At 61.4% G+C, this 26,631-nt stretch carries 24 protein-coding genes and 1 pseudogene; 10 read left to right on the top strand and 15 right to left on the bottom strand.

Annotation, left to right across the window (positions count from 1 at the left end; genetic code table 11):
* Nucleotides 1–48 precede the first annotated feature (48 nt).
* Entirely contained in the window at nt 49–312 is a 264-nt protein-coding gene (locus H7H48_RS19760) for a hypothetical protein (RefSeq protein WP_229450855.1), read from the bottom strand.
* Nucleotides 313–642: 330 nt separating this feature from the next.
* Nucleotides 643–1,491 (bottom strand): GntR family transcriptional regulator, encoded by an 849-nt coding sequence (locus tag H7H48_RS19755; RefSeq protein WP_229450854.1) that lies wholly within the window; start codon nt 1,489–1,491, stop codon nt 643–645.
* A 168-nt stretch (nt 1,492–1,659) separates the two neighbouring features.
* On the opposite strand from H7H48_RS19755, the gene fahA reads away from it, so the two are divergent.
* From fahA to H7H48_RS19735, 4 genes are read left to right on the top strand one after another with little or no spacing between them, the layout of a single operon-like run.
* On the top strand, nt 1,660–2,985 hold the full coding sequence (gene fahA, locus H7H48_RS19750; protein WP_229450853.1) for a fumarylacetoacetase: 1,326 nt from the start codon (nt 1,660–1,662) through the stop codon (nt 2,983–2,985).
* A 19-nt stretch (nt 2,986–3,004) separates the two neighbouring features.
* Nucleotides 3,005–4,033, top strand: coding sequence for an ABC transporter substrate-binding protein (locus H7H48_RS19745; RefSeq protein WP_229450852.1), 1,029 nt, complete (start codon nt 3,005–3,007; stop codon nt 4,031–4,033).
* The gene (locus H7H48_RS19740; RefSeq protein WP_007007206.1) at nt 4,033–4,851 is read left to right on the top strand and encodes an ABC transporter ATP-binding protein; all 819 of its coding nucleotides are present in this window, start codon (nt 4,033–4,035) and stop codon (nt 4,849–4,851) included. Before H7H48_RS19745 ends, H7H48_RS19740 begins: the two co-directional genes overlap by 1 nt.
* Complete coding sequence (locus H7H48_RS19735; RefSeq protein ID WP_229450851.1) at nt 4,844–5,677, top strand: ABC transporter permease; 834 nt, start codon at nt 4,844–4,846, stop codon at nt 5,675–5,677. The genes H7H48_RS19740 and H7H48_RS19735 overlap by 8 nt, the downstream gene beginning before the upstream one ends.
* Nucleotides 5,678–5,794: 117 nt before the next feature.
* Here H7H48_RS19735 and uxuA read toward each other — a convergent pair whose 3' ends face one another.
* The 11 genes from uxuA to H7H48_RS19680 form a co-directional block, all read right to left on the bottom strand.
* A complete protein-coding gene (uxuA, locus tag H7H48_RS19730; protein WP_229450850.1) occupies nt 5,795–6,955 on the bottom strand; it encodes a mannonate dehydratase in 1,161 nt (386 codons plus the stop codon).
* Entirely contained in the window at nt 6,952–8,412 is a 1,461-nt protein-coding gene (locus H7H48_RS19725; protein WP_229450849.1) for a mannitol dehydrogenase family protein, read from the bottom strand. Before H7H48_RS19725 ends, uxuA begins: the two co-directional genes overlap by 4 nt.
* A 6-nt stretch (nt 8,413–8,418) precedes the next feature.
* Complete coding sequence (locus H7H48_RS19720; RefSeq protein ID WP_229450848.1) at nt 8,419–9,480, bottom strand: ABC transporter ATP-binding protein; 1,062 nt, start codon at nt 9,478–9,480, stop codon at nt 8,419–8,421.
* Between the two features lie 2 nt (nt 9,481–9,482).
* Nucleotides 9,483–10,724, bottom strand: coding sequence for a hypothetical protein (locus H7H48_RS19715; RefSeq protein ID WP_229450847.1), 1,242 nt, complete (start codon nt 10,722–10,724; stop codon nt 9,483–9,485).
* On the bottom strand, nt 10,721–11,551 hold the full coding sequence (locus H7H48_RS19710; RefSeq protein ID WP_025030173.1) for a carbohydrate ABC transporter permease: 831 nt from the start codon (nt 11,549–11,551) through the stop codon (nt 10,721–10,723). The genes H7H48_RS19715 and H7H48_RS19710 overlap by 4 nt, the downstream gene beginning before the upstream one ends.
* 47 nt (nt 11,552–11,598) lie before the next feature.
* Nucleotides 11,599–12,486, bottom strand: coding sequence for a carbohydrate ABC transporter permease (locus H7H48_RS19705; protein ID WP_229450846.1), 888 nt, complete (start codon nt 12,484–12,486; stop codon nt 11,599–11,601).
* 78 nt (nt 12,487–12,564) lie between these two features.
* Nucleotides 12,565–13,887 (bottom strand): extracellular solute-binding protein, encoded by a 1,323-nt coding sequence (locus H7H48_RS19700; protein WP_229450845.1) that lies wholly within the window; start codon nt 13,885–13,887, stop codon nt 12,565–12,567.
* Nucleotides 13,888–14,031: 144 nt separating this feature from the next.
* The gene (locus H7H48_RS19695; RefSeq protein ID WP_229450844.1) at nt 14,032–15,294 is read right to left on the bottom strand and encodes a neutral/alkaline non-lysosomal ceramidase N-terminal domain-containing protein; all 1,263 of its coding nucleotides are present in this window, start codon (nt 15,292–15,294) and stop codon (nt 14,032–14,034) included.
* Nucleotides 15,291–16,442 (bottom strand): amidohydrolase family protein, encoded by a 1,152-nt coding sequence (locus H7H48_RS19690; protein WP_229450843.1) that lies wholly within the window; start codon nt 16,440–16,442, stop codon nt 15,291–15,293. Before H7H48_RS19690 ends, H7H48_RS19695 begins: the two co-directional genes overlap by 4 nt.
* On the bottom strand, nt 16,439–17,209 hold the full coding sequence (locus H7H48_RS19685; protein ID WP_229450842.1) for a sugar isomerase domain-containing protein: 771 nt from the start codon (nt 17,207–17,209) through the stop codon (nt 16,439–16,441). Before H7H48_RS19685 ends, H7H48_RS19690 begins: the two co-directional genes overlap by 4 nt.
* On the bottom strand, nt 17,202–17,900 hold the full coding sequence (locus tag H7H48_RS19680; RefSeq protein ID WP_229450901.1) for a 6-phosphogluconolactonase: 699 nt from the start codon (nt 17,898–17,900) through the stop codon (nt 17,202–17,204). Before H7H48_RS19680 ends, H7H48_RS19685 begins: the two co-directional genes overlap by 8 nt.
* Nucleotides 17,901–18,156: 256 nt before the next feature.
* Between H7H48_RS19680 and H7H48_RS19675 the strand changes: the two genes are divergently transcribed.
* On the top strand, nt 18,157–19,167 hold the full coding sequence (locus H7H48_RS19675) for a LacI family DNA-binding transcriptional regulator (protein WP_229450841.1): 1,011 nt from the start codon (nt 18,157–18,159) through the stop codon (nt 19,165–19,167).
* Between the two features lie 400 nt (nt 19,168–19,567).
* Entirely contained in the window at nt 19,568–20,275 is a 708-nt protein-coding gene (locus H7H48_RS19670) for a hypothetical protein (RefSeq protein WP_229450840.1), read from the top strand.
* Between the two features lie 99 nt (nt 20,276–20,374).
* On the opposite strand, the pseudogene H7H48_RS19665 reads toward H7H48_RS19670, so the two are convergent.
* Nucleotides 20,375–21,200, bottom strand: a pseudogene (locus tag H7H48_RS19665) (IS30 family transposase).
* Between the two features lie 111 nt (nt 21,201–21,311).
* A complete protein-coding gene (locus H7H48_RS19660; RefSeq protein ID WP_229450839.1) occupies nt 21,312–22,220 on the bottom strand; it encodes a LysR substrate-binding domain-containing protein in 909 nt (302 codons plus the stop codon).
* A 137-nt stretch (nt 22,221–22,357) separates the two neighbouring features.
* Between H7H48_RS19660 and H7H48_RS19655 the strand changes: the two genes are divergently transcribed.
* The 4 genes from H7H48_RS19655 to argE are packed head-to-tail and all read left to right on the top strand — an operon-like array spanning nt 22,358 to nt 26,586.
* Nucleotides 22,358–23,332 (top strand): tripartite tricarboxylate transporter substrate binding protein, encoded by a 975-nt coding sequence (locus H7H48_RS19655; RefSeq protein WP_229450838.1) that lies wholly within the window; start codon nt 22,358–22,360, stop codon nt 23,330–23,332.
* A gap of 37 nt (nt 23,333–23,369) precedes the next feature.
* Nucleotides 23,370–23,882: a tripartite tricarboxylate transporter TctB family protein gene (locus tag H7H48_RS19650; protein WP_229450837.1), complete on the top strand. Its 513-nt coding sequence runs from the start codon at nt 23,370–23,372 to the stop codon at nt 23,880–23,882.
* A gap of 27 nt (nt 23,883–23,909) precedes the next feature.
* The gene (locus H7H48_RS19645) at nt 23,910–25,403 is read left to right on the top strand and encodes a tripartite tricarboxylate transporter permease (protein ID WP_007007220.1); all 1,494 of its coding nucleotides are present in this window, start codon (nt 23,910–23,912) and stop codon (nt 25,401–25,403) included.
* A complete protein-coding gene (gene argE / locus H7H48_RS19640) occupies nt 25,396–26,586 on the top strand; it encodes an acetylornithine deacetylase (RefSeq protein WP_229450836.1) in 1,191 nt (396 codons plus the stop codon). The genes H7H48_RS19645 and argE overlap by 8 nt, the downstream gene beginning before the upstream one ends.
* The last annotated feature ends 45 nt before the right edge of the window (nt 26,587–26,631 follow it).

The following is a 26,631-nucleotide window of genomic DNA, read 5'->3' as shown; positions in this document are numbered from 1 at the left end:
GCGCCGAATGAGATGGCGCTCACCAACCCTTCTGCGGGGGGTATTGAGCTATTCCGTACCCCGTTGCCAGATCGGCATGCCGAGGGCAATTGCCGCGCAGGCAAAGCCGATATGTGCCGGCGCGCCCTCCTGCCGGTATTTGGCGACCGTCGTTCTGGATATCTGCAAGGTTCTGGCTGCATGCCGTTCGCTGAAATTTACGTGCTTCAGCCATGCGCAGAACTCTTCCGCCGGCATGGCGGCGCGCCGGGTTTTATTGGCTGTCTTTTCAGTAAGCTGCCGTTCCGGATCGTCAAAAGCGAGAGTGTCCACCCGTTCCCCACCGCCAAAAAGCTTGCACTGTGAATGCCGCGTGCAAGTTGCAATAAACTACGCTGGATTGCATTATGCAACCTGGAGATATCGATTTCCCACAACCGAAGCGTTTGCTTGGACGCGACAAAAGGGGCAGTGCCCCCGATACCCCGGACGGGCCCCTGATGTCCGCCCCCCGGGACCATGACTATCCGCTCGACGGGCCCCTACACAACCCCTCTGGTGAAAACTGTGCGGGCAGGCAACTGGAATGCGCCGAAGCAGAATTCAGGCTGCAAGAGCAATGAAATCCCACACCGAGGCTTTTTTCCTGGCGAGGCTGACCCTTCAGAGCAGCTTGTAGAACTTTTCGAACGCCAGATAGGTTGATTTCACATGCTGGCGCGCAATCAGCTCGGCTTCCGCTGGATCTCGAACTGCGATCGCATCGGCGATCGCCTCGTGCTGCTGTTGGAAAAGCGCGGCCTCTTCGCGAGAGACGAATTGCGCGAAACGGTGGGCGAAATAGTACTGCATGTTTTTCCTGATCGCACTCACCAGGCGTTCGTTGCCCGACGCAGCGAAAATCAGCCCGTGCAGCTCCCGGTTCGATGTCAGACGGTCCGAGATATTGTCGAAATCGAGTTCTGAACGGGCGGTGGTTGCAGCCACGATCGATGCGACCTCTTCTTCGCTTGCGCGAATGGCAGCCTGCGCGGTGGCAAAACCTTCCAGCGCCATGCGCACCTCGTAAGATTCCCGAATCTGGACGAGATCGAGCTTACGCACTTCCCAGCCACGCTTGCGCCGCGAGAGGAGGCCATCAGCAGAAAGCCGCTGCATAGCTTCGCGCACCGGAGTGCGGCTGACGGCAAGCGCGTCCCCGATCTCGGCTTCGATCAGAGGTGTGCCGGTAGCAAGGGCACCGGTGCGAATTGCAATTCGCAGCATCTCGTAAACGATGTCGACAAAGGGGATAGCTTGTGCGGCAATTTTCGCCGGGTCTTCTGATTGCGTTTTTTCATGCCGCAACTCCTCGGCAAGTCGCCAGAAATCACCGCCTGCGATAACGCGCTCTTCCAGGTGCTGCAACCAGGAGGGCGATGCCTGGCTGGCAGGTGTCATGCGGTCGCGCGGCAGCGGTCCGTCGATGACCCAGGCTTCGTTTTTGCAATGCTGCTCTCGAGACTTGCTCATACGGCTCAAACTGCTCCTTAACCGCGCGCGGAATCCGGTCTGCCACGTCGGAATGAATATTCCACAAACCGATTGGCCTTCAAACCCATATTTGCATCCCTTGACGTATCCTAATTTGGATGCTTCTTTGTATACAAACTTTGTAACTATTTATCGGCGCAACAATCAATGACAATCTGGATGCTCGACGAAACGCATGATCCCCAAACGGAAAGCTGGGTTTCCAGCGCCAATCGGGTGTCCTGTGATTTCGCACTGCAGAACCTGCCCTATGGCGTTGCTGCGGCGGGCGATGCGGCCAAGCCGGTGATCGTCGTTGCCATTGGCGATCAGGCGCTCAATCTCTCGGCCTGCGCCCAGGAAGGGCTGCTTGATCGGCTTTTTGGCGCAGACGCACGCAGCATTCTGTGTCGTGACGATCTGAATGCGCTGATGGCGCGCTCGCCTGCGGAATGGCGCGCGCTGCGTCTGTGGCTGCATCGCGCCCTGCGTGCCGGCTCCGAGATGCAGTCGAGCATCGAGGGTTTCCTTCTGCCGATTGAAAGCCTTGAGATGCGCATACCGGCGCGGATCGGCGACTACACGGATTTCTACTGCTCGGTCGAGCACGCCACCAATGTTGGCAGGCTGTTTCGGCCAGACAATCCATTGCTTCCGAACTTCAAGAGCCTGCCGGTCGGCTATCACGGACGCGCGTCGTCCATCGTTGTTTCGAACTCGCCGGTGCGCCGCCCCAACGGTCAGATCCGCGTGGATGGCGACATCGTGTTCGCACCGAGCCGTATGCTCGATTACGAGCTGGAGCTGGGCGCGTTCATCGGCGGCGGCAAAAATGACACCGGCGTGCACCCTCTGCCAGAAGCGCGCGAACGGCTGTTTGGCGTGTGCCTCGTCAATGACTGGAGCGCGCGCGACATTCAGGCATGGGAATACCAGCCGCTTGGACCGTTCCTCTCCAAGAGCTTTGCAACGACCATCTCGCCCTGGGTGGTGACGATGGATGCGCTGGCTCCTTTCCGGGTGGCCGCGCGCGAGAGGCTGGCCGACGATCCGGCGCTGCTCGACTATCTCGCCGATAAGGACGAAGCCGGGGGCGGCGCTCTGAACGTCGATTTGACCGTGCATCTTCAAAGCGCGGCGATGCGGAAAAAGGGCGAGGCGCCGCTCACCGTGACGCGCGCCAACGCGGCGGGGCTCTACTGGACCTTCGCCCAGATGATCACGCACCACATGTCCAATGGCTGTCCGGTACTGCCGGGCGATCTGATCGCCAGCGGCACGATCTCCGGTGAAACGCCGGGATCGCAGGGCTGTCTGCTCGAGCTGACGCGCCGCGGCGCGGAGCCCCTGGATCTGGGCAATGGAGAGAGCCGCAGCTTTCTGCAGGACGGGGATGAAATCGTACTCGAAGGCCGATGCGAACGGGAGGGTTTCCGGGCAATTGGCTTTGGCGAGTGCCGTGGAGCCGTGCTCCCGGCATCTGACTGGTCGTAGGCAAAACAGGGAGGACCGAATGTTTAACGACTGCAAGACAATGGCACAGAAGGCATCGCGCTGGATGCGCCACATGGGCGTGGCGGCTGCAGCGCTCGCAATCACAGGCGGGGTCGCCATGGCCCAGGAGCTGAAGCAGGTCACGGTGGTTCTGCCGGGCTCTTCCGCGATGGCCTGGTATCCGATGATCGTCGCGCAGCAGCGTGGCTTCTTCAAGGAAGAAGGCCTTGAAGTCACGATCAAGAGCCTGGATGGTTCGGGCGCCGTTCTTCAGGCTATGGAAGCCGGCCGTGCCGAGTTCGGCGCGCCTGGACCCGGCCCGGTGCTCAATGCCGTTGCGCGCGGTGCTGACGTAAAATTCTTCTACAATCTCTTCTCGCGCGGCCTGTTCGTGCTTGCCGGTGACCGCAATGACGGTATCGACAGCGCAGAAGGTCTGCGTGGCAAGCAGATCGGCGTCTCCACGGCCGATGGCGCGGAAGTGTCCTTTGCCCGAAGCGCGCTTGCATCCGTAGGCGTCCAGCCCGACGAATACAAATTCGTGACCATCGGCCAGGAAGGCATGGCTGTAACGGCGTTTGATCGCGACACGATCCACGCTTTTGCGGCATCCTTCACAGGCATCGCGGTGCTGAAGGACCGTGGCGTCGACGTGGTCGACCTCACGCCTGAGGGCCTCGACCTGTTCGGCAATGGTCTGGCTGTTCGGGGCGAGATCTATCGTGACAACCCGGAGATGGTGGCCGGCTTCGCCAAGGCGATCCACAAGGCAACCAAATGGGGCATGGAAAACCCGGAAGGCGTTCTCGAAGACGGCGAGACCTACAATCCGCAGGAAGTGGAACGTCGTGAATATGCGCGTGCTCTTCTCGACACCGTGAACCAGCAATATGCGCCCATCGGCGACAACACGCTCGGCTACCTGCCGGAGAGCGGCTGGAACGCATGGCACAAGAGCCTGCTCGAAACGGGAGAGCTCGATAAGGCGATCGAAGATCTGTCAGTCGTCTATACCAATGAGTTCGTCGAAAACCTGGAGGCCAAGTGATGCATGATGTGCGGTCGGACGGGGACGCGATCCTTCGTCTTGATAATGTGAACAAGCATTACCGCCGCGCACGATCAGGCCAGGCTGACATCATCCATGCCGCCAAGGATGTGTCGTTTGAGCTGGAGAGGGGCCAAATGGCCTCTCTCGTCGGCGCGAGTGGGTGTGGCAAGTCGACTGTTCTGAAGATGATTGCCGGCCTGATCCCGCCGACGGGCGGAGAAATCACGCTCAGAGGCGAGGCTCTGACCGGGCCGAATGAGCATATCGGCATCATGTTCCAGCAGCCCACGCTTCTGCCCTGGCGCAGCGTGATGGAAAACGTGCTGCTTCCCATCGAAATCCGCGAGGGGCGAAAAGCAGCGAACGCTGCGCGCGAACGCGCTACGCAGCTTCTCGAGATGGCGGGGCTTGCCGAATTTGCCAGTGCGGTGCCATCGGAGCTTTCCGGCGGCATGGCGCAGCGCGCGGCCATCTGCCGGATGCTGGTGACCCAGCCAGAAATCCTTCTCCTGGACGAACCGTTCGGCGCGCTCGATGAATTTACACGCGAGCAGATGAATGTGGAGTTCGAACGGATCTGTCGCTCGCGCGAGGCCACGGCCATCATCGTTACGCACTCCATCCAGGAAGCGATCTTCCTGGCGGATTCCGTCTTCGTGATGTCGCCGCGACCGGGCCGGATCGTCAAGCGCATCGACATCGATCTGCCGCGTCCGCGTACGCCCGACATGATCACCGGCAACCGCTTCAACGAATATGTCCGCGAAATTCACGACCTGTTGTTCGGAAGCGGAGAGGGGGCCAGCCATGACTGACCAGCAAACTGTCGATCCCGAGGTGCTGATCGCGCTTGCCGAAAATGAGCGCAAGACGCTGATCGAGCGCACGCCGCAATGGCTGCTCGTGCTGCTGTTCGGTGCGGCCGTTGTCACTGTGTGGCACATGGCCGTCACCTATAGCGGCATCTCGCAGCTGGTTCTGCCGGGACCCTATCAGGTTCTGCAGGATCTCATCTTCACGCTCAACAACCTGTTCACTGGCGGTTATGTGGCCCATGCCACATGGATCACGCTGGTCGAGGTTGTCTTCGGCTTCCTGCTGGCTTCGGCCATCGGTCTCACGCTCGGTATGATCATCGGCGCGACCACGTTCGGCCGCAAGGCAATCATGCCCTATGTGGTGGCGATCAACACCATGCCGAAGGTCGCCTTCGCGCCGCTGTTCGTCGCGTGGTTCGGATTTGGCATCGAATCGAAGATCATGATGGCCGCGTTCATCTCGTTCTTCCCCGTGACGATCAACACGGCGGCGGGTCTGGCGGCAACCGACAGCAACATGTCGATGCTGTTCAAGTCTCTTGAGGCAAACCGCTGGCAGACGCTCATCAAGCTGCAGATGCCCTATGCGACGCCCTACATCTTCGCCGGTCTCAAACTGGCGGCCGTGTGGAGTGTGATCGGCGTTGTCGTCGGCGAATATATGGGTGGCGGTGAAGGCCTGGGTGAACTGGTTCGTGTCGCGGCAAGCCAGCTGCGCGTTGGCCGTGTTTTCGCACAGATCCTACTGCTCAGCCTGATGGGGCTCTCGGTGTTCGGCTTCGTGACACTGCTTGAGCGCTATTTTGTGCGCTGGAGGCGCTAGGGTTTTTACGTCAGGTTTCGGTTCCTGAGACCGCCCGCATCCGTTCTATCGCGGATGCGGGTGGTTCCTTTTTGTAGAGAATCCGTAGCGTGCTTGCGGCGCGGGAAGCCATCAGTGTCACGTACGCACGTACTCAAGTGTCCGCATCACGCCGCGCAGTTCGGCCAGCCCTTTCAGCCTGCCGATACCCGAATAGCCCGGGTTCACCCGTTTGCCGAGATCGTCCAGTATCGCGTGCCCATGGTCGGGACGCATGGGTATCTGCCCGCCACGTCGCCTCTCTTCATTCATCAGGGCAGCCACCACGGCAATCATGTCCGTGTCGCCTTCCAGATGCTCGGCCTCATGGAAAGAGCCGCACCGCTCCCGCTTCACGTTGCGCAGATGCGCGAAGTGAATATGGGGCCCGAGAGCTTTCGCCATGGCCGGAAGGTCGTTTGCCGGGTTCGCGCCGAGCGAGCCGGTGCAGAATGTCAGTCCGTTTGCCTCTGAGGGGACAGCCTCGAGCAATGCCTTCAGGTCGTCATGCGTGGAAACGATGCGCGGCAGGCCGAACAGCGGGAACGGTGGATCGTCGGGATGGATCGCCATCACCACGCCTTCCTCCTCCGCCACCGGCATGATCTCCCGGTGGAACTCTGCCAGATTTTCGCGCAGGCCATCGGCCGAGATGTCGCGATAGGTATCCAGCATGCGCCGGAAGCTCTCGCGGTCATAGACGAATTCGCGGGCCGGCACCCATTCGATGAGATTGCGCTCCAGCCGCGCCAGATCGCTTTCGCTCATCTTCTTCAGGCGCTCGCGCGCGGCCTCCACCCGCTCGGTCGGGTGGTCCGCCTCGGCGCCCGGACGCGCCAGGATAAAGACATCGTAAACGCAGAACTCGATTGCATCGAAGCGCAGCGCCGTCCCGCCATGCGGCATCGGATAGTCGAGATCCGTGCGCGTCCAGTCGGTGATGGCCATGAAATTGTAGCAGATGGTGCGCACCCCGGCGCGGGCCACATTGCGGATCGAGGTCTTGTAATTGTCGATCAGGGCGCGAAAGTCGCCGCTGCGCGTTTTGACATGCTCATGCACGATCACGCTTTCGACGACCGACCATTCAAGGCCGGCCTGTTCGATTTCTTGCCTGCGCTTGTCGATCTCGTCCTGCGGCCAGGCGCGGCCGTCATTGAGGTGGTGCAGGGCGGTGACAATGCCTGTCGCACCCGCCTGCCGCACATGGGCGAGCGTCACCGGATCGTCCGGACCGAACCACCGCCAGGTCTCTTTCATTGGGTAATGTCTCCTCGAGCGTAATGGGCAAGGGTCGCCGAAACGCCATGATCCGAGATGCGCTGATAGGCTTCGAGGACGGCAGGCAGGTATCGGTCGACCCTGTCGAAACGGGCAGCCTGAAGGACGGCGGCGACAGTGTCGGCGGGACTGGTCGTGTTTGCGATGGCCGCTTTCAGCGCCTCATCCAGCGGATCGGTAAAGGCCGGCGGCTCGCTTCTGTTTGCGAGCGCTGCAATCCAGAGTGCAACACCGGCTGCGAGATGCGGTGCATCTTCGCCCGCATCGAGCCGCTCCAGCAGCGGATTAATGAAGCGCTGCGGCAGTTTCTGCGAACCGTCATTGGCAATCTGCGCCGTGCGATGGCGCAGCGCCGGATTGGCGAAGCGGTCTGCAAGCCGCGCCATGTATTCGTCCGGCTTCAGGCCGGCGTCGCCGGAAAGTGTCCGGGCAGATTCCCGCCAGAGCCCCTTCACGAACCCATGGATCAACGGATCGGCAAAAGCATCCGCCACCGTCTCGTGCCCGAGCAGCTGTCCCGCATAGGCGATGGCTGAGTGCGCGCCGTTCAGAAGCCGAAGCTTCATCTCCTCGAAAGGGGCGACATCGGCCACCATCTCGACGCCATGGCCTTCCCAGGCGGGCCTGCCCATCGGGAAATTGTCTTCCACCACCCATTGCATGAAGGGTTCTGTCACCACGGGCCATGCGTCGTCAACGCCGAGCGCCTGCGAAACCCGTTCGCGGTCGTCATCGGTGGTCGCCGGAACGATGCGGTCCACCATGCTCGAAGGGAAAGCAACATTCTGCTCGATGTAATGGCCCAGTTCGGGATCGCGCAGGGCCGCAAATTCGATCACCAGCCCGTGTAGCGTTTTGCCGTTGGCGGGCAGGTTATCGCATGAAAGGACAGTAAAGGGAGGGATGCCGTCAGCCGTTCTTCGGGCGAGGGCTTCTGTCAGAAAACCCAGTATGCCGGTCGGCCGGTCGGGGTTGGCAAGGTCCGCCGCCACTGTGCGATCCTGCACATCCAGCGTGCCGTCCGCATTCCGCGGATAGGCCTTCTCCGTCACAGTCAGCGTCACAATCCGCGTCTGCGGACTGCTCATGGCGGTCAGAACGGCCTGCGGGTCCTCCGGCGCCACCAGCACCTTCATCACGGACCCGATGACCTTCAGCGTTTCACCGGAACCGTCACGCTGTGCAAGTGTGTAGAGAAAGTCCTGCGGGGCGAGGGCGTCGCGCATGGCGGAACTGCGGAGGGAGACACCGACAATGCCCCAACTGGCATCTCCCTCCGCGAGACAGGCATCCACATAGGCGGCCTGGTGGGCGCGGTGAAACGCCCCGATGCCGATATGCACGATGCCCGGGACCAATTGGGTTGGATCGTAGGCCGGACCCTGAATGGCGCCGGCCAGATGCGAAAGACTGGAGCGGTTAAGACGCTGCGCCATCACGGATCAGCCAAGCCTCTGGCTTGTCTCCGCGTCGAAGAGATGCGCCTTGGCCGCCTGAACGCCAAGGCGCACCGTGTCGCCCGCGCGAATGTGGACGCGATCACGAAGCTGCGCCGAGACGATCTGTTCTCCCACGCGAACCTGAACGAGGGTTTCAGACCCTGTCGGCTCGACATTGGTCGCAACGGCCTCGAACCCTTCGCCATCAGCGGCCAGATGCAGATGTTCGGGGCGGATGCCGTAGATCACCTTGCCGGCGGCAGGTGGCGCGCCTTCAAGCGGCAGTTCCGCGCCGCTTTCAACACGGACGCTCCTGCCTCCATTGGTGAGGAGGCCTGGCAGAAGGTTCATCGAAGGCGAGCCGATGAAGCTTGCCACAAAGGTGTTGTTCGGCCGGTCGTAAAGGTCCAGCGGCGCGCCCACCTGCTCCACGATACCATCGCGCATCACGACGATGCGGTCGGCCATGGTCATGGCTTCGATCTGGTCATGTGTGACATAGACGGTGGTTGTCTTCAGCCGGGCGTGAATGTCTTTCAGTTCAGCGCGCATCTGCACGCGCAGTTTGGCGTCGAGGTTGGAAAGCGGCTCGTCGAACAGGAAGACCTGCGGATTGCGCACGATGGCGCGGCCCATGGCGACACGCTGGCGCTGACCGCCGGAAAGCTGGCGCGGATACCGGTCGAGATAGTCGGACAGGCCGAGAATGGCGGCGGCCTCGCGGACCCGCTGATCGATCTCGTCTTTCGGGCGCTTGGCGAGCCTGAGCGAGAAGCCCATATTCTCGGCAATCGTCATGTGCGGATAGAGCGCATAGTTCTGGAACACCATCGCGATGTCGCGGTGCTTGGGCTCCACATCGTTGATGACGCGTCCGCCAATGCTGATCGTGCCACCGGAAATGTCCTCAAGTCCGGCGATCATGCGTAGAAGCGTGGACTTGCCGCAGCCGGAAGGGCCGACCAGAACCACGAAGGCGCCATCCGGCACGTCGACGGTCACGCCCTTGATGGTTTCGAGCTGTCCGTAGAATTTGCGGACATCCTGGATGTCGACTGAAGCCATGGTTACCTCGAGGCGTAAGCGGTGTGTGACGTTGAAAGAGCCTCCGCAACATGGATTGCGGCAAGAAGGCTCAGACCGGTGTGATATCCGGGGTCGAGATCGGGCGTGGCCGGCACATAGTCCGTCGGGCCATCTGCCGTTCGGGTCTGGTAGGCGATGGCCGGCGCACCGCGCCAGTAATGGTCGAAGAATGCGCTGTCCGCCTCTTGCCAGATGGCAAGGCTGTCGGCGCTGCCGGTAAGCTGGTGGCAGAGCGCGGCGGTGCGGATCGTTTCCGGCAGCGACCACCAGGGCCGGTAGGGGCTGAGCTTTTCGCCGGACGAAACCGAGACGGTGAGATGCAGCCCGCATTCGGCAAAGCTTGCCCGAAAGGACGCAATCAGGATGCGCTCCAGCGTGGCCACCAGCGCCGGGTTCCGGCGAACGGGCGCATGGTCCAGCGCAAAGCCCGCAAACTCGATGCCGTGTCCGACATTGCACTCATCGCCGCCCGGCACATTGCGCAGCAATCCGCTTGTCTCGTCCAGATGGTTTTCGATGACATGATCGATGAAACGCTGCGCATAGGCGGTGTGATCTGAAAGGCCGCAGCGTTCCAGCATGCCGGCAGCGCCAAGCAGGATCATGCGCGGCCCGAAATCGTCCGGCTCGCCGGCGAGCGCTTTGCCACCCAGAGGCTTCTCCTCGCCCATCTGGAAGCGGCCATCCTCGATTGCAGCAATCACATCGGTGAGATAGCGCAGATACCCGGGCAGTTCTTCAGGCGCATAGCGTGCGGCTGCCGCCACCAGTCCCTTGGCGGCGAAAGCATCGGAATAGGTGAACACGTCTCCCGCCGGTTGCTGGGCAGTCACCGCGCCATCGCGGTCCGCGCGAACAGGGCAAAGCCCGGCATCGTAGCGGAAATAGACATGACCATCGCGCGCCTGAAGCGCCTTGATGCGCGCGAAGAGCGAGCGTCCGGCATCATCGAGTCGCTGAGAAAGCGCCGCATCGCGTGTCTCGAAGAAAGCCGCATGGCTCACCAGCGCTTCGAGACCACGCCCCTGAATCCAGCCATAGGTGTAGTCCGGCCCGCGCAGCCCGTCGGCCTCGCCATAATCGGCAAGCGTCAGGCTGTTGACCTTGGTGTTCAGGAAGCCCGCCCCAAGCAGGGGGCGATCCAGCATCCACCTGAGCGTGCCGGCATTTGCCGATGCATAGCGGTCGGCGGCCTCTGGAAAGAAGGCGTTCCCGGCGGTCATTCCTTCATCCCCGTGCTGGCGACGCCCTGCACAAAGTTGCGGCGCAGGATCACGAACAGGGTGATGGAGGGCACGAGCACGGCCGCAGACGCTGCACTCAACCGGCCGAGATCGACCGTGAATCCGGTCTGGAACAGAGCGAGGCCAACCTCAATCGTGTAGCTGTTGCGGGTCGTCGTCACGATCATCGGCCAGGCAAATGACGTCCATGCCTGGAAGAAGGCAAGAACGGCAAGCGCGCCGAGCGCGCCGCGCAAGAGCGGCAGGACGATCCTCCAGAAGATCCAAAACTCTCCCGCCCCGTCGATGCGCGCAGCCTCGAGCAGTTCGTCAGGAATGGAATGCATCACATTCTGGCGGATCAGAAAGATGCCGAAGCTCATCACCAGATAGCCAAGCAGCAGACCCCAGAGGGAATTGAGCACACCCAGCGCCTGCGCCTGGAAATAAAGCGGGATCATATAGACCTCAAACGGCACGATGGCCGTGGCGAGGATCAGGATGAAGATGATGTTGAGCGAGCGAAACGGAAACTTGGCCAGCACATAGCCGGCGATTGCCGAGGTCATGACAATCGCCACCATGGAAAGGGTGGAGAAGGCGACGCTGTTAAAAATCCACAGCGGCAGAGGCGTGTCCGCCAGCACCGAGCGGAAATTCTCCAGCGTCGGATCGCTCGGAATGATGCGTGGCGGCCAGGCGACGATCTCCTCAGGCGTCTTGAAGGCGTTCGACACCAGAAACACCAGCGGCAGGATCATCAGGATCGAGAAGCAGAACAGGAACACATCGATGGCGAAATCGATGAGTTTGCCCCGCGTTTTCATGCGCCCGCCGGCTTTCGGGCGTGGTGTGGAAGCGGCTATCGTCTGTGTCATTTCCGCCCCTTTTCCCGAAGAATACCGAACTGGATGAGAGTCAGCACGAGAACAATGGCCAGAAGCACCACGGCTTCGGAGGCCGCATAGCCGACACGGTAGTTGCGGAAGCTGTTTTCGAGCATGTCGAGCACTAGAACCCGGACCTGCCTGCCCGGCGCGCCTTGCGAATCCGAGGCGAGCACGAAGGCCTGCGCATAGACATTGAACCCGGAGATCAGCGTGACGACGGAAACATAGAGCGTGATCGGTTTCAGCATCGGCACCGAGACATGCCAGAAACGCTGCACGCCGGACGCGCCATCAAGCTTGGCTGCCTCGAAGAGGGAGACCGGAAGGTTCTTGAAGCCGACGAGATAGATCAGCACGGCATAGCCGAGCGCCTGCCACGAACACAGGATGATGATGCAGATCACTGAAAGAACGGGATCGAAAAGCCATGCCTGCGCTGGGATGCCGAAGAATTCGAGCAAAGCGTTGAGCGGGCCGAGCTTGGCGTCGAAAATCCATTTCCAGGCCATCGCCGCCGGCACCAGCGACACGACATGCGGGATGAAGACTGATGTCTCGTAGAACCCGGAGAAGCGCGAATGCGTGCGGTGGTGAATGAGCCCGGCGATCACCATGGCGGTGGGCACCGTGAGAATGACCACGCCGAAAGCGATGATCGACGTGTTTGTCAGGGCGTTCAGGAAGAGCTGGTCCTGAAAGAGCTCGCGGAAATTCGCCAGGCCGATGAACGGTTTGTTCTTCGACAGGATGTTCCACTGATGCAGGCTCAGCCGCAATGTCTCGACGATCGGGTACATGCGCACCCAGGCAAAAATCGCCAGCGTCGGTAGGATCGCCAGAATGGCAAAGCGCCATCGCTTTTGTTGCAGCATTTTGTTCCCGTCCGCCTGAAGTCACAGATCGGAAACGGCGCGAACGCCGTTTCCGGGATGAGGGTATCGATGAAGCGCCTATTCGGCGAGAAGGCCTTCGCGCTTCAGGATGTTGTTGGTCTCTTCGGCAGCCTTTGCAAGCACTGCGTCGATGGCCGCGTCATCCTCGGCGAGCACGGGATTGCTATAGGCGTTGGTGAGCTGAGCGGCGAGACGGGTCAGCACCTCCTCGATCGGACCAATGGCCGGCAGGGTGAAAAACTTGTAGTCCTCCGGATAGTCGACGAATGCGCCATAGGCGGGCACCTTGTCCGTGACGACGCTGTAGTCGACGCCCGAACGGTTGGGCAGCCAGCCGACATTGTCCAGAAGCCAGACGAGGTTTTCCGGGTCGTTGGCGGCCTGCACATAGGCCCATGCAGCCTCTGCGTCCTCACCCTCGACGGAGTTCACATAGAGGTTGGCCGGCAGAGCGATGGAACCAACGGGAAGCGGCGCGGTCGCATAGTTCAGGTTCGGAGCCTTGGCCGCGATGTCGGCGATAACCCAGGACTCGCGGATGAACATCGCCGTCTGACCGCGCTCGAAAGCCTCGGCATCTGCCGGCATTTCGGGCGTGACCGTCTTCAGCACATGCACGTTCTCAAGATACTGCTTGAGTGCCTTGCGGCCAGCCTCATTGGCGTAGTTCGCCTTCCACTTGCCGTCGCTCACTTCCTCGATCACCGAGCCGCCATACTGGAACAGGTTGATCCAGAACTTCTCGGCAATGCCCTGGCCGCCGCCCGAGAGGCGCAGACTCCAGCCTGAAACGGTCGCCTTGCCGTCAGCGTCGCGCTGGGTCAGCTTCTCGGCGTAATCCGTATAGGCCTCCATGGTCTGGGGCGGCTCTTTGAGCCCCGCCGCCTCGAACATGTCGACATTGTAGAAAAGGGCGCCCTGTCCGCGGAAAAGCGGAACGCCATAAACGGTGCCGTTCTTGGAAGCGGCATCGACGAAGAACTCACCGAAATTATCGCTGTTGGTGACGAAGTTCGCCACGGCTTCCGGTGCCGCCGGCAACAGATCGTTTTCAATGTAGCGGCTGGCCGTGGAGCCCGCGAGTTCGATCACGGTCACGCCGGCGGAGCCGGAGGTGAGGCCGAGCGCAATGCGCTTCTCGTGCTCGCGCAGGGCAATCGCTTCGACATTGACTGTGAGGTCAGGATATTTTTCCTTCAGCCCTTCCGCCACGTGTTCGTAGAACGGCGCCATTTCAGGGTAGCCGCTCCAGACATTGATGGTCTGGGCAAATGCGGAACCGGAGATCGCGGTAATCGCGGCCCCCAGTGACAGCGCCGCCACCCGAGCCGTGAAGCTCGTGCTGCCGGATTTTGTGTTGCTGGACCTGTACGCTCTCATCTTTTGTTCTCCCTTTCGACGTGAGCAGACTGCAATTTCGTTCCCAATGAAAAACTGCCATGCAACCGGTTGCGCGTCAAGCCGACTTCCTTTTGCATCAGCATGGGCCGCCCGCATTTCGCGAAGGCGTCGCCTCGTCTCCCTCTATTCCCTGCCAGAGTGCGTTTTTTTCAAAAGTGTCACACTGGCCGCGGCGAGTGCTTCTGCGCAACCGGGTGCGAAACTTGCCGGCTGGCCGTAATAGCGGTGCGCCTCATCCACCTCATATCCGCCGAAAGCAAATTCCTCTGACGGGGGAATATAGCCGGGATTGTCTTCCGCGAACCCGGCGATGAAGGCCGGGCGCTCGCCGCATGCAGCCCGCAGGCCAAGCGCGGTCGCCGCAAAGATCTCTCCGGGCAAGCCAAAGACTGGCAATCCGCCCCAATCGAGCAGGGACACACGGCCCGACAGGGCGTCGGTTGGCTCCAGCGCAATGGTCTCCGCCCAGTGAATCCAGGCATCGAGCAGCGCTGCCTGCGCGGGTTCAGCCCGTGCGCGCTCAGCGCGCCACCGCGCTGCCAGTTCTGCCGGCGCCTCTGTCTCACGCCGCTCGAATGGCAGGGAAACCTGCGCTTCCATTGCCGCCACATCCCCGCCAAGCGGCAGCTCCGGTGCATCCATTGCCGCCTTCGCAATCGCCTCGCCAATCCGTTCGGCGGCGGCAAAGCTGCGATCCGGGTTGGCGGCAAGGCTGATCGAGGCATGGGCGCTGTGGCCCGTATTCGCGTCGCCCACACATCCGGTCACGAACAGGGCGGTGGCTCCGGGATGCGCAGTCTCAAGCGCCCGACGCACATAGTGCGGATAGTCGGCGGTCCACAGCCTGTTGTCTGCGCCGAGCACCACGGGGTGGCAGGCATAGCCCGTCATCAAGGCGATCATGTCGCCGCTCTCATCGCGCACACGCAAGAGCGGCAGAGCGCGATCCACCGGGCCGCCCGGATGGCGGCGATTGCGCGCAATGTCGGGGTCGGATCCGAGCCCGACCGAAAGCGTTGCAGGTCTTTGCGCGACAACAGCCTGATCGATGGCCTCGACACAGGCATCCTCCAGCCTTTGCAGATAGGCCTCGTCGGTCTCAATCGTCAGGCGTCCGGCCATGGAAACGGGGCCGCCATGATTGTGCAGGGCACTGATGATGACATTCGCGTCGGGGAGAGTGCAGCGGCGGCGAATGCGCGCGCTCATGTCTCCGTGCAGGCCGATCACATCGGCAACCACCATCGCCGTATCGTTGATGGCCAGCGCACGCACCGTCAGCGGGTCATGTGCGCCGGTGGCCGGCAGGGTGCGGGCGGCAAAGCCGGAAAGCGGCAAGCCCGCGGGCGGGGTGATGTCTACCGTGGCGACGCCTGCGCGGATCATGCGGAGTGCACCTCCTCGCCGTGAACAAGCGTGTTTTTCAGTTCAAAGGCTCCGGTTTTCCCGTCAATGGTAAAGCGGATCAGATCGGCCGGTGCATCCAGCTTCATCACGCTCCGCCCGCCGACAAACGCGCCGGGATTGGTCGTCGCGAGCCTGAGCGCCTGCGCCAGCGAAAGCCCGGCCATGCGCATGGCAATCGCAACGTTCTCGATCAATGGCAGGCCGGCTCCGGCTAGATAAGGCGTTCCGGCAATGCCCACGCGTCCGTCAGCACGAATTTCGACATCGCCGCCAATCGGCTGCCGGTAGATGCCGGGCTCCATGCCGGCCAGCGCCACGCTGTCGGAAACGAGCAAGGCGCGTTCCAGCCCCTTGGCGCGCAGCATGGTCTTGAACGTGTCGCCCGGCAGGTGATGCCCGTCGGCGATGAGCGTGGCCGTCAGCCGGTCATCGGCAAGCTGCGCCCAGATCAGGTTCGGATGGCGCGGCATAAGCGCGGCAGCGCCATTGCCCAGATGCGTCGAGAGCCGCGCACCGGCCTCGGCTGCCGCATGCACCTGCTCGGGTGTGGCAGAGGAATGCCCAATGGCGACATGAACACCCTGCGCCGTCACTGCGCGAATATAGGCCGGGGCCTCTTCATATTCGGGCGCAAGGGTCACGAGACGGACAAGACCGCCGCTCGCCTTCTGCCATGCATTGAATTCATCGAGGGAAGGGGGTCTCACATGCTCCGCCGGATGCGCGCCGCGCGGCCCGTCCTCGGGCGCGATGCTCGGGCCTTCCATGTGGACGCCGGGGATCATCCGCGCGCAGAGAGGATCTTCGCGCCGCGCCGTGGCGATGGCGTCAAGCCCATCGAGCAGCCGCTCGCGAGATCCGGTCACAAGGGTTGGCAGATAGGTGGTCACACCGAGCCCGGCCATGATGCGGGTGAGCTCGCAAACACGCTTCGGCGTCAGCGCGCCGTCATTGAGGTCAAGCCCCGCATAACCATTGACCTGCAGGTCGACCAGGCCGGGCGTGAGATAGGCTTCATCCTGCGCGCCCGTCTCGGCAATTGCCGCGATCCGCCCGTCGCGCATCGTGATGGCGATGCCGCCTCCGGTAACGGGATCGCGCCCGGTTATGGTCTTCTCCGTGTTCACAGCGCACGAACCCGGTCGCGAAAGCGGGCCAGAAAGCGGGCGTTTGCCTCATCGCCACCCGGTGCATTTCCGCTGCGCCAGACCGGCGGTTCGACGCCACGGTCGAGCAGTTTGGCAACGGTGCGGATCACAAGACAGTTGAGCGCGAACGCATTGGCAAATGTGGAAATGGCCGAGATGTTCTCGGTCATGCCGGGCAGGCTGACCACCGCATCGCCGATCGGCACTTTCGTGTCGATGGCGATGTCGACCACATCATGCAGGTTCTTCTTTTCCGGGTGGCGCGCCGGGTGATCCGGGCTCGTGCTTTCGGCATGCTCGCGCGAGCTGACGCCGATGAGAAAAGCCCCGCGAGACTTCGCCTCCAGCGCAGCGTCGATCAGGGCTGCGTTGATGCCATAGGCGTTTGCGAGGATCAGCACGTCGCTTTCGCCAAGCCGGGCATCGGCAATGACAACGCGGCCATAACCCGGCGTGCGCTCGATTGCCATGGAGCGCAGTGCGCCGTTGGACAGCAGCGTGCCTTCATCGAGAATGGCGCTCATATGCATCAGGCCGCCGGCGCGGAAGAACACCTCCTGGCTGGCGAGATTGGAGTGGCCGCCAGGGCCGAAAATGTGCACAAGCCGGTCTGCCTCGATCTGGGAGGCAAGGCGTTCGGCAGCCTTGTCCAGAGTGTCACGCTCTTCGACAAGGATGCGCTGCATGAGCGCGTGGCTCGTTGCGAGATAGTCTGCGCAGATCGCGTCGGCGTTGATCTCAGGCATCCGGGTCAGCCTCCTTGTCCAGATAAAGCGTGCAATTGCCGTGCTCGCGCAGGATGCTTGCCGGGCAATCTGTTGTCAGCGGTCCATGCAGCGCCCCCTGCACGGCATCGCGCTTGTGTGCGCCCGGCACGATGCAGAAGAGGCGGTCCGCGCGCAACAGTCTTGGAATGGTGAGTGAAAGTGCCGTGCGCGGCACTGCGTCGAGGCTTTCAAATCCGCCATCATCATATTGCTGCTGGCGGCAGACCGCGTCGAGCTCCACGAGCTTGACGTCCAGCGGATCCTCAAAATCGGCGATGGGCGGATCGTTGAACGCGATATGGCCGTTGACGCCGATGCCGAGGCACACAAAGTCGATGGGCGCTTCATTAAGCAGCGCGGTGTAGCGTTGCGCTTCTTTCTCCGGGTCTGCCCCGGGGTCGATCCGGTGTGCGGCAGCCAGCGGAAGCGCATCGAAAATGTGCCGGTTCAGCCAGTGCGCGAAGCGCTGGGGCGCATCCGGCGCAAGCCCGATGAACTCATCCATGTGAAAGGCGGTCACGCGGGACCAGTCGATGCCCGGCATGGCGCGAAGCTGCTCGACCATCGAGGTCTGGCTCGGCGCGGAGGCGAAAATGACGCGCACATTCTCCTGGCTGGCCAGCCGTTCGCGCAGGGCTTCTGCAATATCGGCTGCAGCGGCCGCTCCCATCGCTTCGCGGTCTGCAAACGTCTTTACGGTGAGCCTGTCGATCTTCCGGTCAATAAGCGGAGTTGGCTGGAGCGCGGCTTGGCTGTGCTGCAAATCATGTCTCCCAAGAGTGCGCCCGCTGATCGCAGGGCCTTGCGGCAGAGTAGAACGAGAATGCGCGCACTATGCTGTGCAACCGGTTGCATGTCAACCGGTTGCCTGACGCCTCGCGGCGGTGCATCTTGTGGCAAGCAAGCACAGGGTTCGAGGGCAGGCGGTGGCAGCGGAACGCAAGGGCGGCGTCACGATCAGTCAGGTGGCAAAGGAGGCCGGGGTGGCGCGTTCGAGCGTGTCCCGCGCCTACACGCGACCCGATATGCTGAGCCCGGAGACGGTCGAGCGCATCAAGGCCGCCGCCGGCAAACTGGGTTATGTACCCAATCACACGGCGCGGGCGCTCAGCACCGGGCGCTATGGCAATGTGGCGCTGATTGTGCCGGATGTCGCAAACCCGTTTTTCCCGCCCATGATCCGCGCCGCCCAGGTCGAGGCGGATCGCTCCGATTTCTGCGTGTTTTTGGGAAATTCCGATGAAGACCCGGAGAAGGAGGACCAGCTTCTCGGTCGTTTTGCCGGGCAGGTCGAGGGCATCATCCTGGCATCGCCCCGGCTTTCGGACGAGCGCATCGCGGCCCATGCGCTGCTGCGCCCTCTTGTTCTGATCAACCGCGATGTGAAGGGCATCCCGAAAGTGCTGATCGACAGCGGTACGGGCATTGCCGAGGCGACCCAGCATCTGGCCGATTTCGGGCACCGTAACATCGTCTATGTCAGCGGCCCGTCCACATCCTGGTCCAACAAGCAGCGCCGTGCCGCCGTGCGCCATGCCTCAAAGAAACTTGGCCTTGAGCTGAGCTTCGTCTCCGCCAGCGTTCCGAGTTTCGAGGCCGGTTTGCAGGCGGTCGATGCCATCCTCGCCAAGGGTGCGACGGCGGCGATTGCCTTCGACGACGTGACGGCGCAGGGCATTCTGGCCGGCCTAGGCGAGCGCGGCGTCAGCGTGCCCGGTGAATTCTCGGTGGTTGGCTGTGACGATGCGCTGGGACCGTTGACGGTGCCAAGCCTCACCACCGTTTCCAGCCGCTCCATAGAAGCTGGAAAGCTGGCTGTGTCTCTGCTGCTGGAGGTGCTGGGCTCGCAGGCGGTGCGCGATGCCTCCTATGTTCTGGAGACCCATCTGATCGTGCGCTCGACCACCGGTCCTGCGCCCGAGCGCGGACAGAGCTGAGAAAGGATACCGCACGGGCTTGTGCCCACCGGGTTTCCCCATGGGGAGGCTCGGAAAAGCTCCCGTGTTCTTCCCTGCAGATGGCCTTGCCCATCTTGCCTCATGGCCACGTGGGCTGTGAATGCTACGGCAACGTTTGCCGTAATGCTGCAGTCATCTCTGTGACTTCTAAAGTAAATGCAACAAGGGCAAAAAGCAGCTACAGGGCAGGTAAGTCAGCCCCCGGTCAGGCGTGCTGGTCGGGGTTGCTAAGCCTGTCCGGGGGCGGATGGTGATAAGTTGATGGTGGTCTGCAAAGCGGACAAACCTGCCGCTACCGCAATGCATGTTGAAGTCCGCTTTCGCTTTGGGCGCTAAGCACCTAGCATATATTCAGACCACTTATTTCGATGAGAAAACTATGACTTACTCGCCTACAGATTTTCAAGAACTCAATTCCGAACTGACGCGCACGCTGCAATTAACCGAAGATGACGCAAAACCCTGTCAGCTTTATGATTGCGAGATGCCAGAAGATCACCAGACCATCAAACTGCAGACCGGTGAAAGGGTCTGCCATGTCGCAGACGCGTGTAACCTGGCAAGCTCACTTCAAGGCATTTCGTGCCTTTTAAGGATACCAATATCCGAAAACGATTGCACGAATTTGTCGCGGGTGTTGGTCCGTGAGCTTGGATGTCTCTGGGAAATGATTGATGCCGCCGTTCAGGAGCAACGAAGGCTGGAAAACAGCAGCGGTTTTCGCGGAAGGAAAAGCCACCGAGACAACAAACCGGCGGGTAAGCTCATTAAATTATGGGCAGATGTTCTTAAACACCCAAAATCAGCAGTCGTTGCACACCAGTGCTTTGATCGCACAGAGGCTACCTTCATAATCGACAGTGATGAGTTAAGAAAATTAGAAGCCGAAATGAAAATAATTCGACCAGAACACGAAAACAGTTCCGATAAAGCTTGGGGAATTATTTGGCGTAGATACGCAGGAGAAATCGTTTTTTTCACGTTGCCAGAAGTGGATGAGATTAAGAAATTCATTGTCGAACTGAATGAGCATTATGACTATCTCATTCAGCATCGTCGGCGGCTGGCTAAACACTTGAGCAGCTGATAAAGCGCTCCGACAGAACGACAGTTAACTGACTGCACTTCCTACTTAAAGTGGACTTTAGCCGCGTTGCGGAGTTGCTGAAAGGTGGGCTCAAAGCCGTCATTTGAGCACTTCACGCCTGAACACTTCATCAGGGGTGCGGAAACCGAGCCATTTCCTCGGCGTGTTGTTCAACTGTTCGATCAGGGATCGTATCGATTCCTCAGGAACTGACAAGACAGCGGTGTCCCGCGGCAGATAGCGCCGGACCCGCCGGTTCATGTTCTCAACGGAGCCTTTCTGCCAGGGCGCGGACGGATCGCAGAACCAGGCATCTGTGCCCATGCCTTGTTTGAGCCGCCGCCAGGAGACGAATTCGAAGCCGCGATCGAATGTCAGACTTTGCCGGACATGCCTGGGCAGGGGGCCGAGCACGTTGATAAGCCGGTCCATGATCGGTTTGGACTGCCGATCATTGTTCTTGAACAGCACAGTGGACCGGCTTGTTCGCTCAACAACCGTCGCGACATTGGCCGACGCTTTCTTCGCCGTTCCGGAAGAAGCCGGGCGAGCTGTTGCTGCTGGCCCTCGGGTGAATAGACGTAGCGACAGATGCTGGCCTTGGCCTTCGGTTCGATCTTCAACCGTCCGGCGACCAGCCGGCTTCCAGCTTTCCAATCACTGCGGTCCGCAGATCCTCGCGCCGAAAGAGCTTGCCGACACGCCGCCGCCGGTCGCGCGCCATATCGTTGGCGGTCATCGCCCAGTAGCCATCGGCATCGGGGAACTCACGGTCGTGCCAATAGTTGCGCCTGATCTCCCGCGAGATCGTCGCACGGTCACGGCCGAGGCGTCTGGCGATCTCTGACTGGCTGAATTTCTGCTCCCGCATGCGGGAAATCGTTTTGCGTTCTTCAAAACTCAAATGGGAAAAAGTACGGCTCAAAACATCGCTTCCGAAAAGCAGGCAGCTTAGCGCCTGTGTTGCAGTTCGGGATAGAATGTGCCCCCCATTCAACAGTATCTCGCATAATATACATTATGGAACTATCCTTCTTCACGAAAGAACACCCTCTTCTCGCAGTTCGCCGATTTCGGCTCTGATCGTTTCGATGAAGGCATTCTCGATGCGGCTCAGCGGTCGGTCTTCATGGTGGAAAATGGCCATTTCCCAGGGAATGGAAGGCTCCAGTGGTCGTTCAATCACATCATCGCCCGATGGCAGGAGAATGCTGAACGGGTCGACGATTGCGATGCCCACGCCGCGTCGCACGAGACCGTGCACCGCGCGCAACGTGCGCGCTTCGGCGGCAATGCGCCGCTGGGCGCCCGCCGTCTGCATCATGTAGTCGACACGCGTGCGCAGCGGGCTGCCGATGGCCAGCTCGACGAACACCTCGCGCCGCAGGTCTTCAAGGCGCACAACGTCGCGGCTCGCCAGCCGGTGTCCGCGCGGGATCAGGCAGCGCGCCTCGCAGGCGCCGAGCGGTATCAGGCGTGCGCCATAGGGGCTCGCATCGAGCGTGATGCCGACACCCAGATCGCAGCTCCCCTCGTTGAACATGCGCAGCAGCTCTTCCAGTCCCGTATCGACGATCTTCACCGCCACGTCGGGATGTGTCTGTTTGAAGCGCGCCACCACATCGAGCAGAAACGTATCCACATAGATCGGCTGCGCCGCCACCACGATGCGCCCCACCTGGCGGTTGGCGATGGCGCGTGCCTCGCGTTCGAGCTCCTGGAATGTGGTCAGCGAGCGTGAGACATTGGCGTGAAAAAGGATCGCCTCATGTGTCGGCATCAGCTGGTTGCGTTTGCGGACGAACAGCGGAAAGCCGATCGTCTCTTCCAGTTGTCCCAGAAGCCGGCTCACCATTGGCTGGCTGATCTTGAGCGCGGCCGCTGCCCGTGTCGCCGAGCCATGGCTCATGAACGCATCGAAAGCTTCGAGCTGCTTCAGGTTCATCTGCGCATCCTCAATAGTCAGTATTCATAAATGTAATAGTAACAGGCATAATTTGCAGAAGAAAGCATACTGTGCAAAAACCTCACGGCGCTCGAACCCTTCGGGCGAATGGATTCACTCTCCCTGGGAGGATTTGCATGAAATCTCTGATGAAAACCGTTCTGGCGGCAGCGGTTGTCGCCCTTGCTGCCGGCACCGCACATGCCGACTATCCGGAGAAGGCCGTGACCATCGTCGCCCCTTATGGCGCTGGCGGCGCTTCCGATCTGGCAGCCCGGGCGCTGGCTGAAACAGCCCGCGACTACCTCGGCGAGCAGCCGGTCGTCGTCGTCAACAAGCCGGGCAATGGCGGCATGAACGGCGCGCGCTTCGTTTCCGAAAGCACGCCCGATGGCTACACGCTGCTGCTCGCCCGCGTCGGCATGGCGTTATACCCCGCCGTGCAGGAAAGCTCGCCGGTCGGCTGGGACGATTACACCTTCCTCGGCTCTCTGGAAGCCACGCCGATGATCCTCGCCGTGGCGGAAAACTCTCCCTATAAGACCGCCGAAGAGCTGGTCGAAGGCCTGAAGGCCAATCCCGGCGCTCTCACCTATGGCGCATCGGGCGCGACCGCCATTGACGGTTTCACCGTTCAGGCGCTTCTGGCCGACAACGAGCTCGACCCGCTGACGGCAGCAACCCTCGTCCCCTACAAGGGCGGCGGCGCGCTGGCGACTGCGCTTCTCGGTGGCCATGTGGACTTCCTCGCCATCGCGGCCGGTTCGCTGATGCCGCACATCGAGTCCGGCAAGATGCGCGCCCTCATGGTCTATGCGCCTTCGCGCATGGACGCTCTGCCAGACGTTCCGACCGCCGCCGAGCTCGGCTTTGAAAAGGCCGGCCAGATCACCGGCTGGAGCGCGCTCTACGGCCCGAAGGATCTGCCGGAAAACGTCGTGACGCGCTGGCAGGAAACGCTTGCAAAGGTTGCCGAGGACGAGAAGTGGCTGGAGCTCGCCAAGCGCCGCGGATCCATCTCCACCGTTGGCAAGGAAGACATGGCAGCCTATGCCAAGTCGCAATACGAGCTCTTCAACGGGCTCGCGCGCGAGTTCGGCTACATTAAGTAAGCCGGAAGTAAGCCGGCATAGCAAAGGAGGACGCGGCATGTTGAACAAGGCCATGCTCCGGGGGCTGCTGATAGCCCTGTTCTTTGGCACGGTGCTTTTCGCATTGATTCCGGTTCATGTGCCGCGTCCTTCCTTCATTCCAGGCTTCGCGCCGCCGCCCGACATGTGGCCGCGCACCGTCTCGATCCTCGGGCTAGCCCTCGGCCTGCTGGCGATGGCGTTCGCGGCGCTTGGCGGCGGGAACGAAACGAGCGATGAGCCGAAGCGGGGACCGGCGTCGGCGGTTGAATGGCGCAATCGGCTCATCCGGCTCGCGCTGGCGCTCGCCGCATTCGCAGGTTTTGTCGTTCTTGTGCCGTTGCTGGGCTTTCTCGCTTCTTCCATGCTTTTGGCGCTTGCCTGTTTCCTGCTTGCCGGCGCATCCGGGCGGTGGGTTGCCGTTCTGGCTCTTGCCGTTCTTCTGCCGCTCGGCCTGCAGCTCTTCTTCGGCAATGTGACGCACACACCCTTTCCGTCGGGAAGCTGGGGCATCTTCCCCGGCCTCAACTGACCGACCGCCACCGGGACCGCTCAACACATGTGGAACGATCTTCTTTTCGCATTCGAATCCGTCGCCACGCTCGCCAATGTGCTGGCCATGGGCGCGGGCATCCTGGCCGGCGTCGTCATCGGCGCCATTCCGGGCATGACCGGCACCATGGCGGTCACGCTTGCCCTGCCCTTCACCTTTTATCTGCCGCCCGTCACCAGCATTCTGCTGCTTGTCGCGCTCTACAAGGGCAGCACCTACGGCGCGTCGATCTCGGCGATCCTGATCAAGACACCGGGCACGGCATCGGCTGCCTGCACGGTGCTCGATGGCTGGCCGCTGGCCCAGAAGGGCAAGGCCGGCAAGGCGCTCAACATGGCGCTCATCTCGTCCTGCATCGGCGACTTCCTGTCGAACATCTCGCTAATCTTCCTCGCGGCCCCGCTGGCGCTTCTGGCGCTGCGCGTCGGTCCGCCGGAATATTTCATGCTGATGGCCTTCGCGCTCACCATGGTCGCCTCCATTTCCGGCGGCTCGCTCCTGCTCGGCGTTGTGTCGGCCTGTTTCGGCCTGCTGCTCGCCACGGTCGGCGAAGATATGTACGGCTCGTTCCGCTTCGCGATGACCGAGGACATGAAGAGCGGCCTTTCGGTTGCGCCGGTTCTGATCGGCCTGTTCGCTCTGCCAGAGCTTCTGCGCCTCATCATGTTCCGCGACGAAAACCACGGCCAGGCCATGAAGCTCGGCGATAACCGACTGACGCTGGCGGAGTTCCGCGGCTCGCTGAAATCCATCATTCGCGGCAGCTTCATCGGCGTGGTTCTGGGCGCCATTCCCGGCATTGGCCCGTCAGCCGCCGCCTTCTTCTCCTATGGCGAGGCGCGGCGTTCCTCGCCCAACAGCGAGAATTTCGGCAAGGGCGAGCTGGAAGGCATCGCCGCGTCCGAATCCGCTAACAATGGCTGCTGCGGCGCGACCATGATCCCGCTTCTGGCGCTCGGCGTTCCCGGCGACGTGATCACCGGCGTCATGCTCGGCGCGTTCATGATTCAGGGCCTCACCCCCGGCCCGCTTCTCTTCCAGAACAATCTGAACGAGGTCTACATGCTGTTCATCGGCATGATGTTCTCTTCCGTATTGTTGTTCGGCGCGGGCAAGCTGACCGTGCGCTTCTTCTCGCACATCTCCTCTATTCCGCAGGTGCTTTTGACGCCGGTCGTTCTGATGCTGTGCATCTACGGCATCTATTCGATCTCCAGCAGCATGTTCGATGTCACCGTTCTGCTCGTCATGGGCGTGGTAGGCTTCATCATGCTGCTCCTGAACATCCCCCCGGCGCCGTTCCTGATCGCCTTCATTCTGGGGCCGATGTTCGAGGACAATCTGCGCCGCGCGCTGGCCATTTCGCGCGGCGATCCGTCCGTCTTTTTCCAGTCCGCCATTTCTTGGATTTTCGCAGGCCTGATCGTGTTCTTCGTCGGCCTGACGATCCGCCGGGAGTGGCAAAAATTCAGAGAGAATCGTGCAGCAAAGAATGCCTGAGGCCGAAAAGTCCACCATGTCACTGCTTGAGAATGCCAAGAAGCACCTGAAGGATCTGGTCGCCTTCGATACGACGAGCCGCTACACGAACCGGCCGCTCATCGACCACATGGCGGCGTTCCTGCGGGGATACGGCATCGAGCCGGTCATTCTGCTGGACGATACGGGCGAGAAGGCAAACCTGATCGCCCGTATCGGCCCGGCCGACGTCCCCGGTGTCGTTCTGTCAGGTCACACCGATGTGGTGCCGGCGCTGGAAAAGGGCTGGACCTCCCCACCCTTCGACCTGACCGAGCGCGACGGAAAGCTCTATGGCCGCGGAAGCTGCGACATGAAGGGCTTTGCCGCCTGTGTCATGGCGATGATGCCGCAGCTTGCCGCCGCGAAGCTGGAGCGCCCTGTCTGGCTGTGCTTCTCGCATGACGAGGAAGTGGGCTGTCTTGGCGCGCCGGCCATCGCCGAATGGCTGGCCGCGCTCGACGTGCCGCCCATGCTTGCGATCATCGGCGAGCCGACCGACATGAAGCTGGTGACCGGCCAGAAAGGCAAGATCGCCATGCGCTGCCATGTTCATGGCACGTCCGGCCATTCCTCCTTCGCGCCAGATCACGTCAATGCCATCGACCATGCCGCGCGCATCATAGCGATGATCGCCGAGCGCGCCGAAGAGATTGCTGGAAACGGCCCCTTCGACCACGATTTCACCGTGCCGCACTCCACCATGCTGGCAACCATGATTTCCGGCGGCGTCGCCACCAATGTGACGCCGGATCTTTGCAGTTTCACCTTTGAAATCCGTAGCTTACCCACTCACGACGCACGGGCCGAACTGGAATTTCTGAAAACGCGTGCAAATTCGGAAATTCTGCCCAAAATGCAGGCGAAATGCGCTGAAACCGGCATCGAATGGGAAGAAATCTTCGCCTATCCGGCGATGGGCGACAACACGGCGAGCGAGGGCTTTGCCTTCTTCCGCGACATCATGCCCGAATGGTCCGGAAAGGTCTCCTACGGTTCGGAGGGAGGCGTGTTCGAGACCATTGGCGGCATCCCTTCCGTGATCGTCGGCCCGGGCTCCATCCGGCAGGCGCACAAGCCGGATGAATACGTCGAGGCCGAACAGCTTTCTCTCTGTCTTGCGTTTCTGGAAAAGCTGGCAGCGAAGATTTCCGAACCGGCGTGAACTTCGGCGCTATGGCGCGGGAGCAAAGCATCAACTAGCATGCGG

It is taken from the genome of Nitratireductor sp. B36 (genome assembly GCF_020833685.1).
Classification (GTDB): domain Bacteria; phylum Pseudomonadota; class Alphaproteobacteria; order Rhizobiales; family Rhizobiaceae; genus Nitratireductor.
The sequence above is the reverse complement of the archived record's forward strand: the minus strand, read 5'-3'. Positions and strand labels throughout refer to the sequence as shown.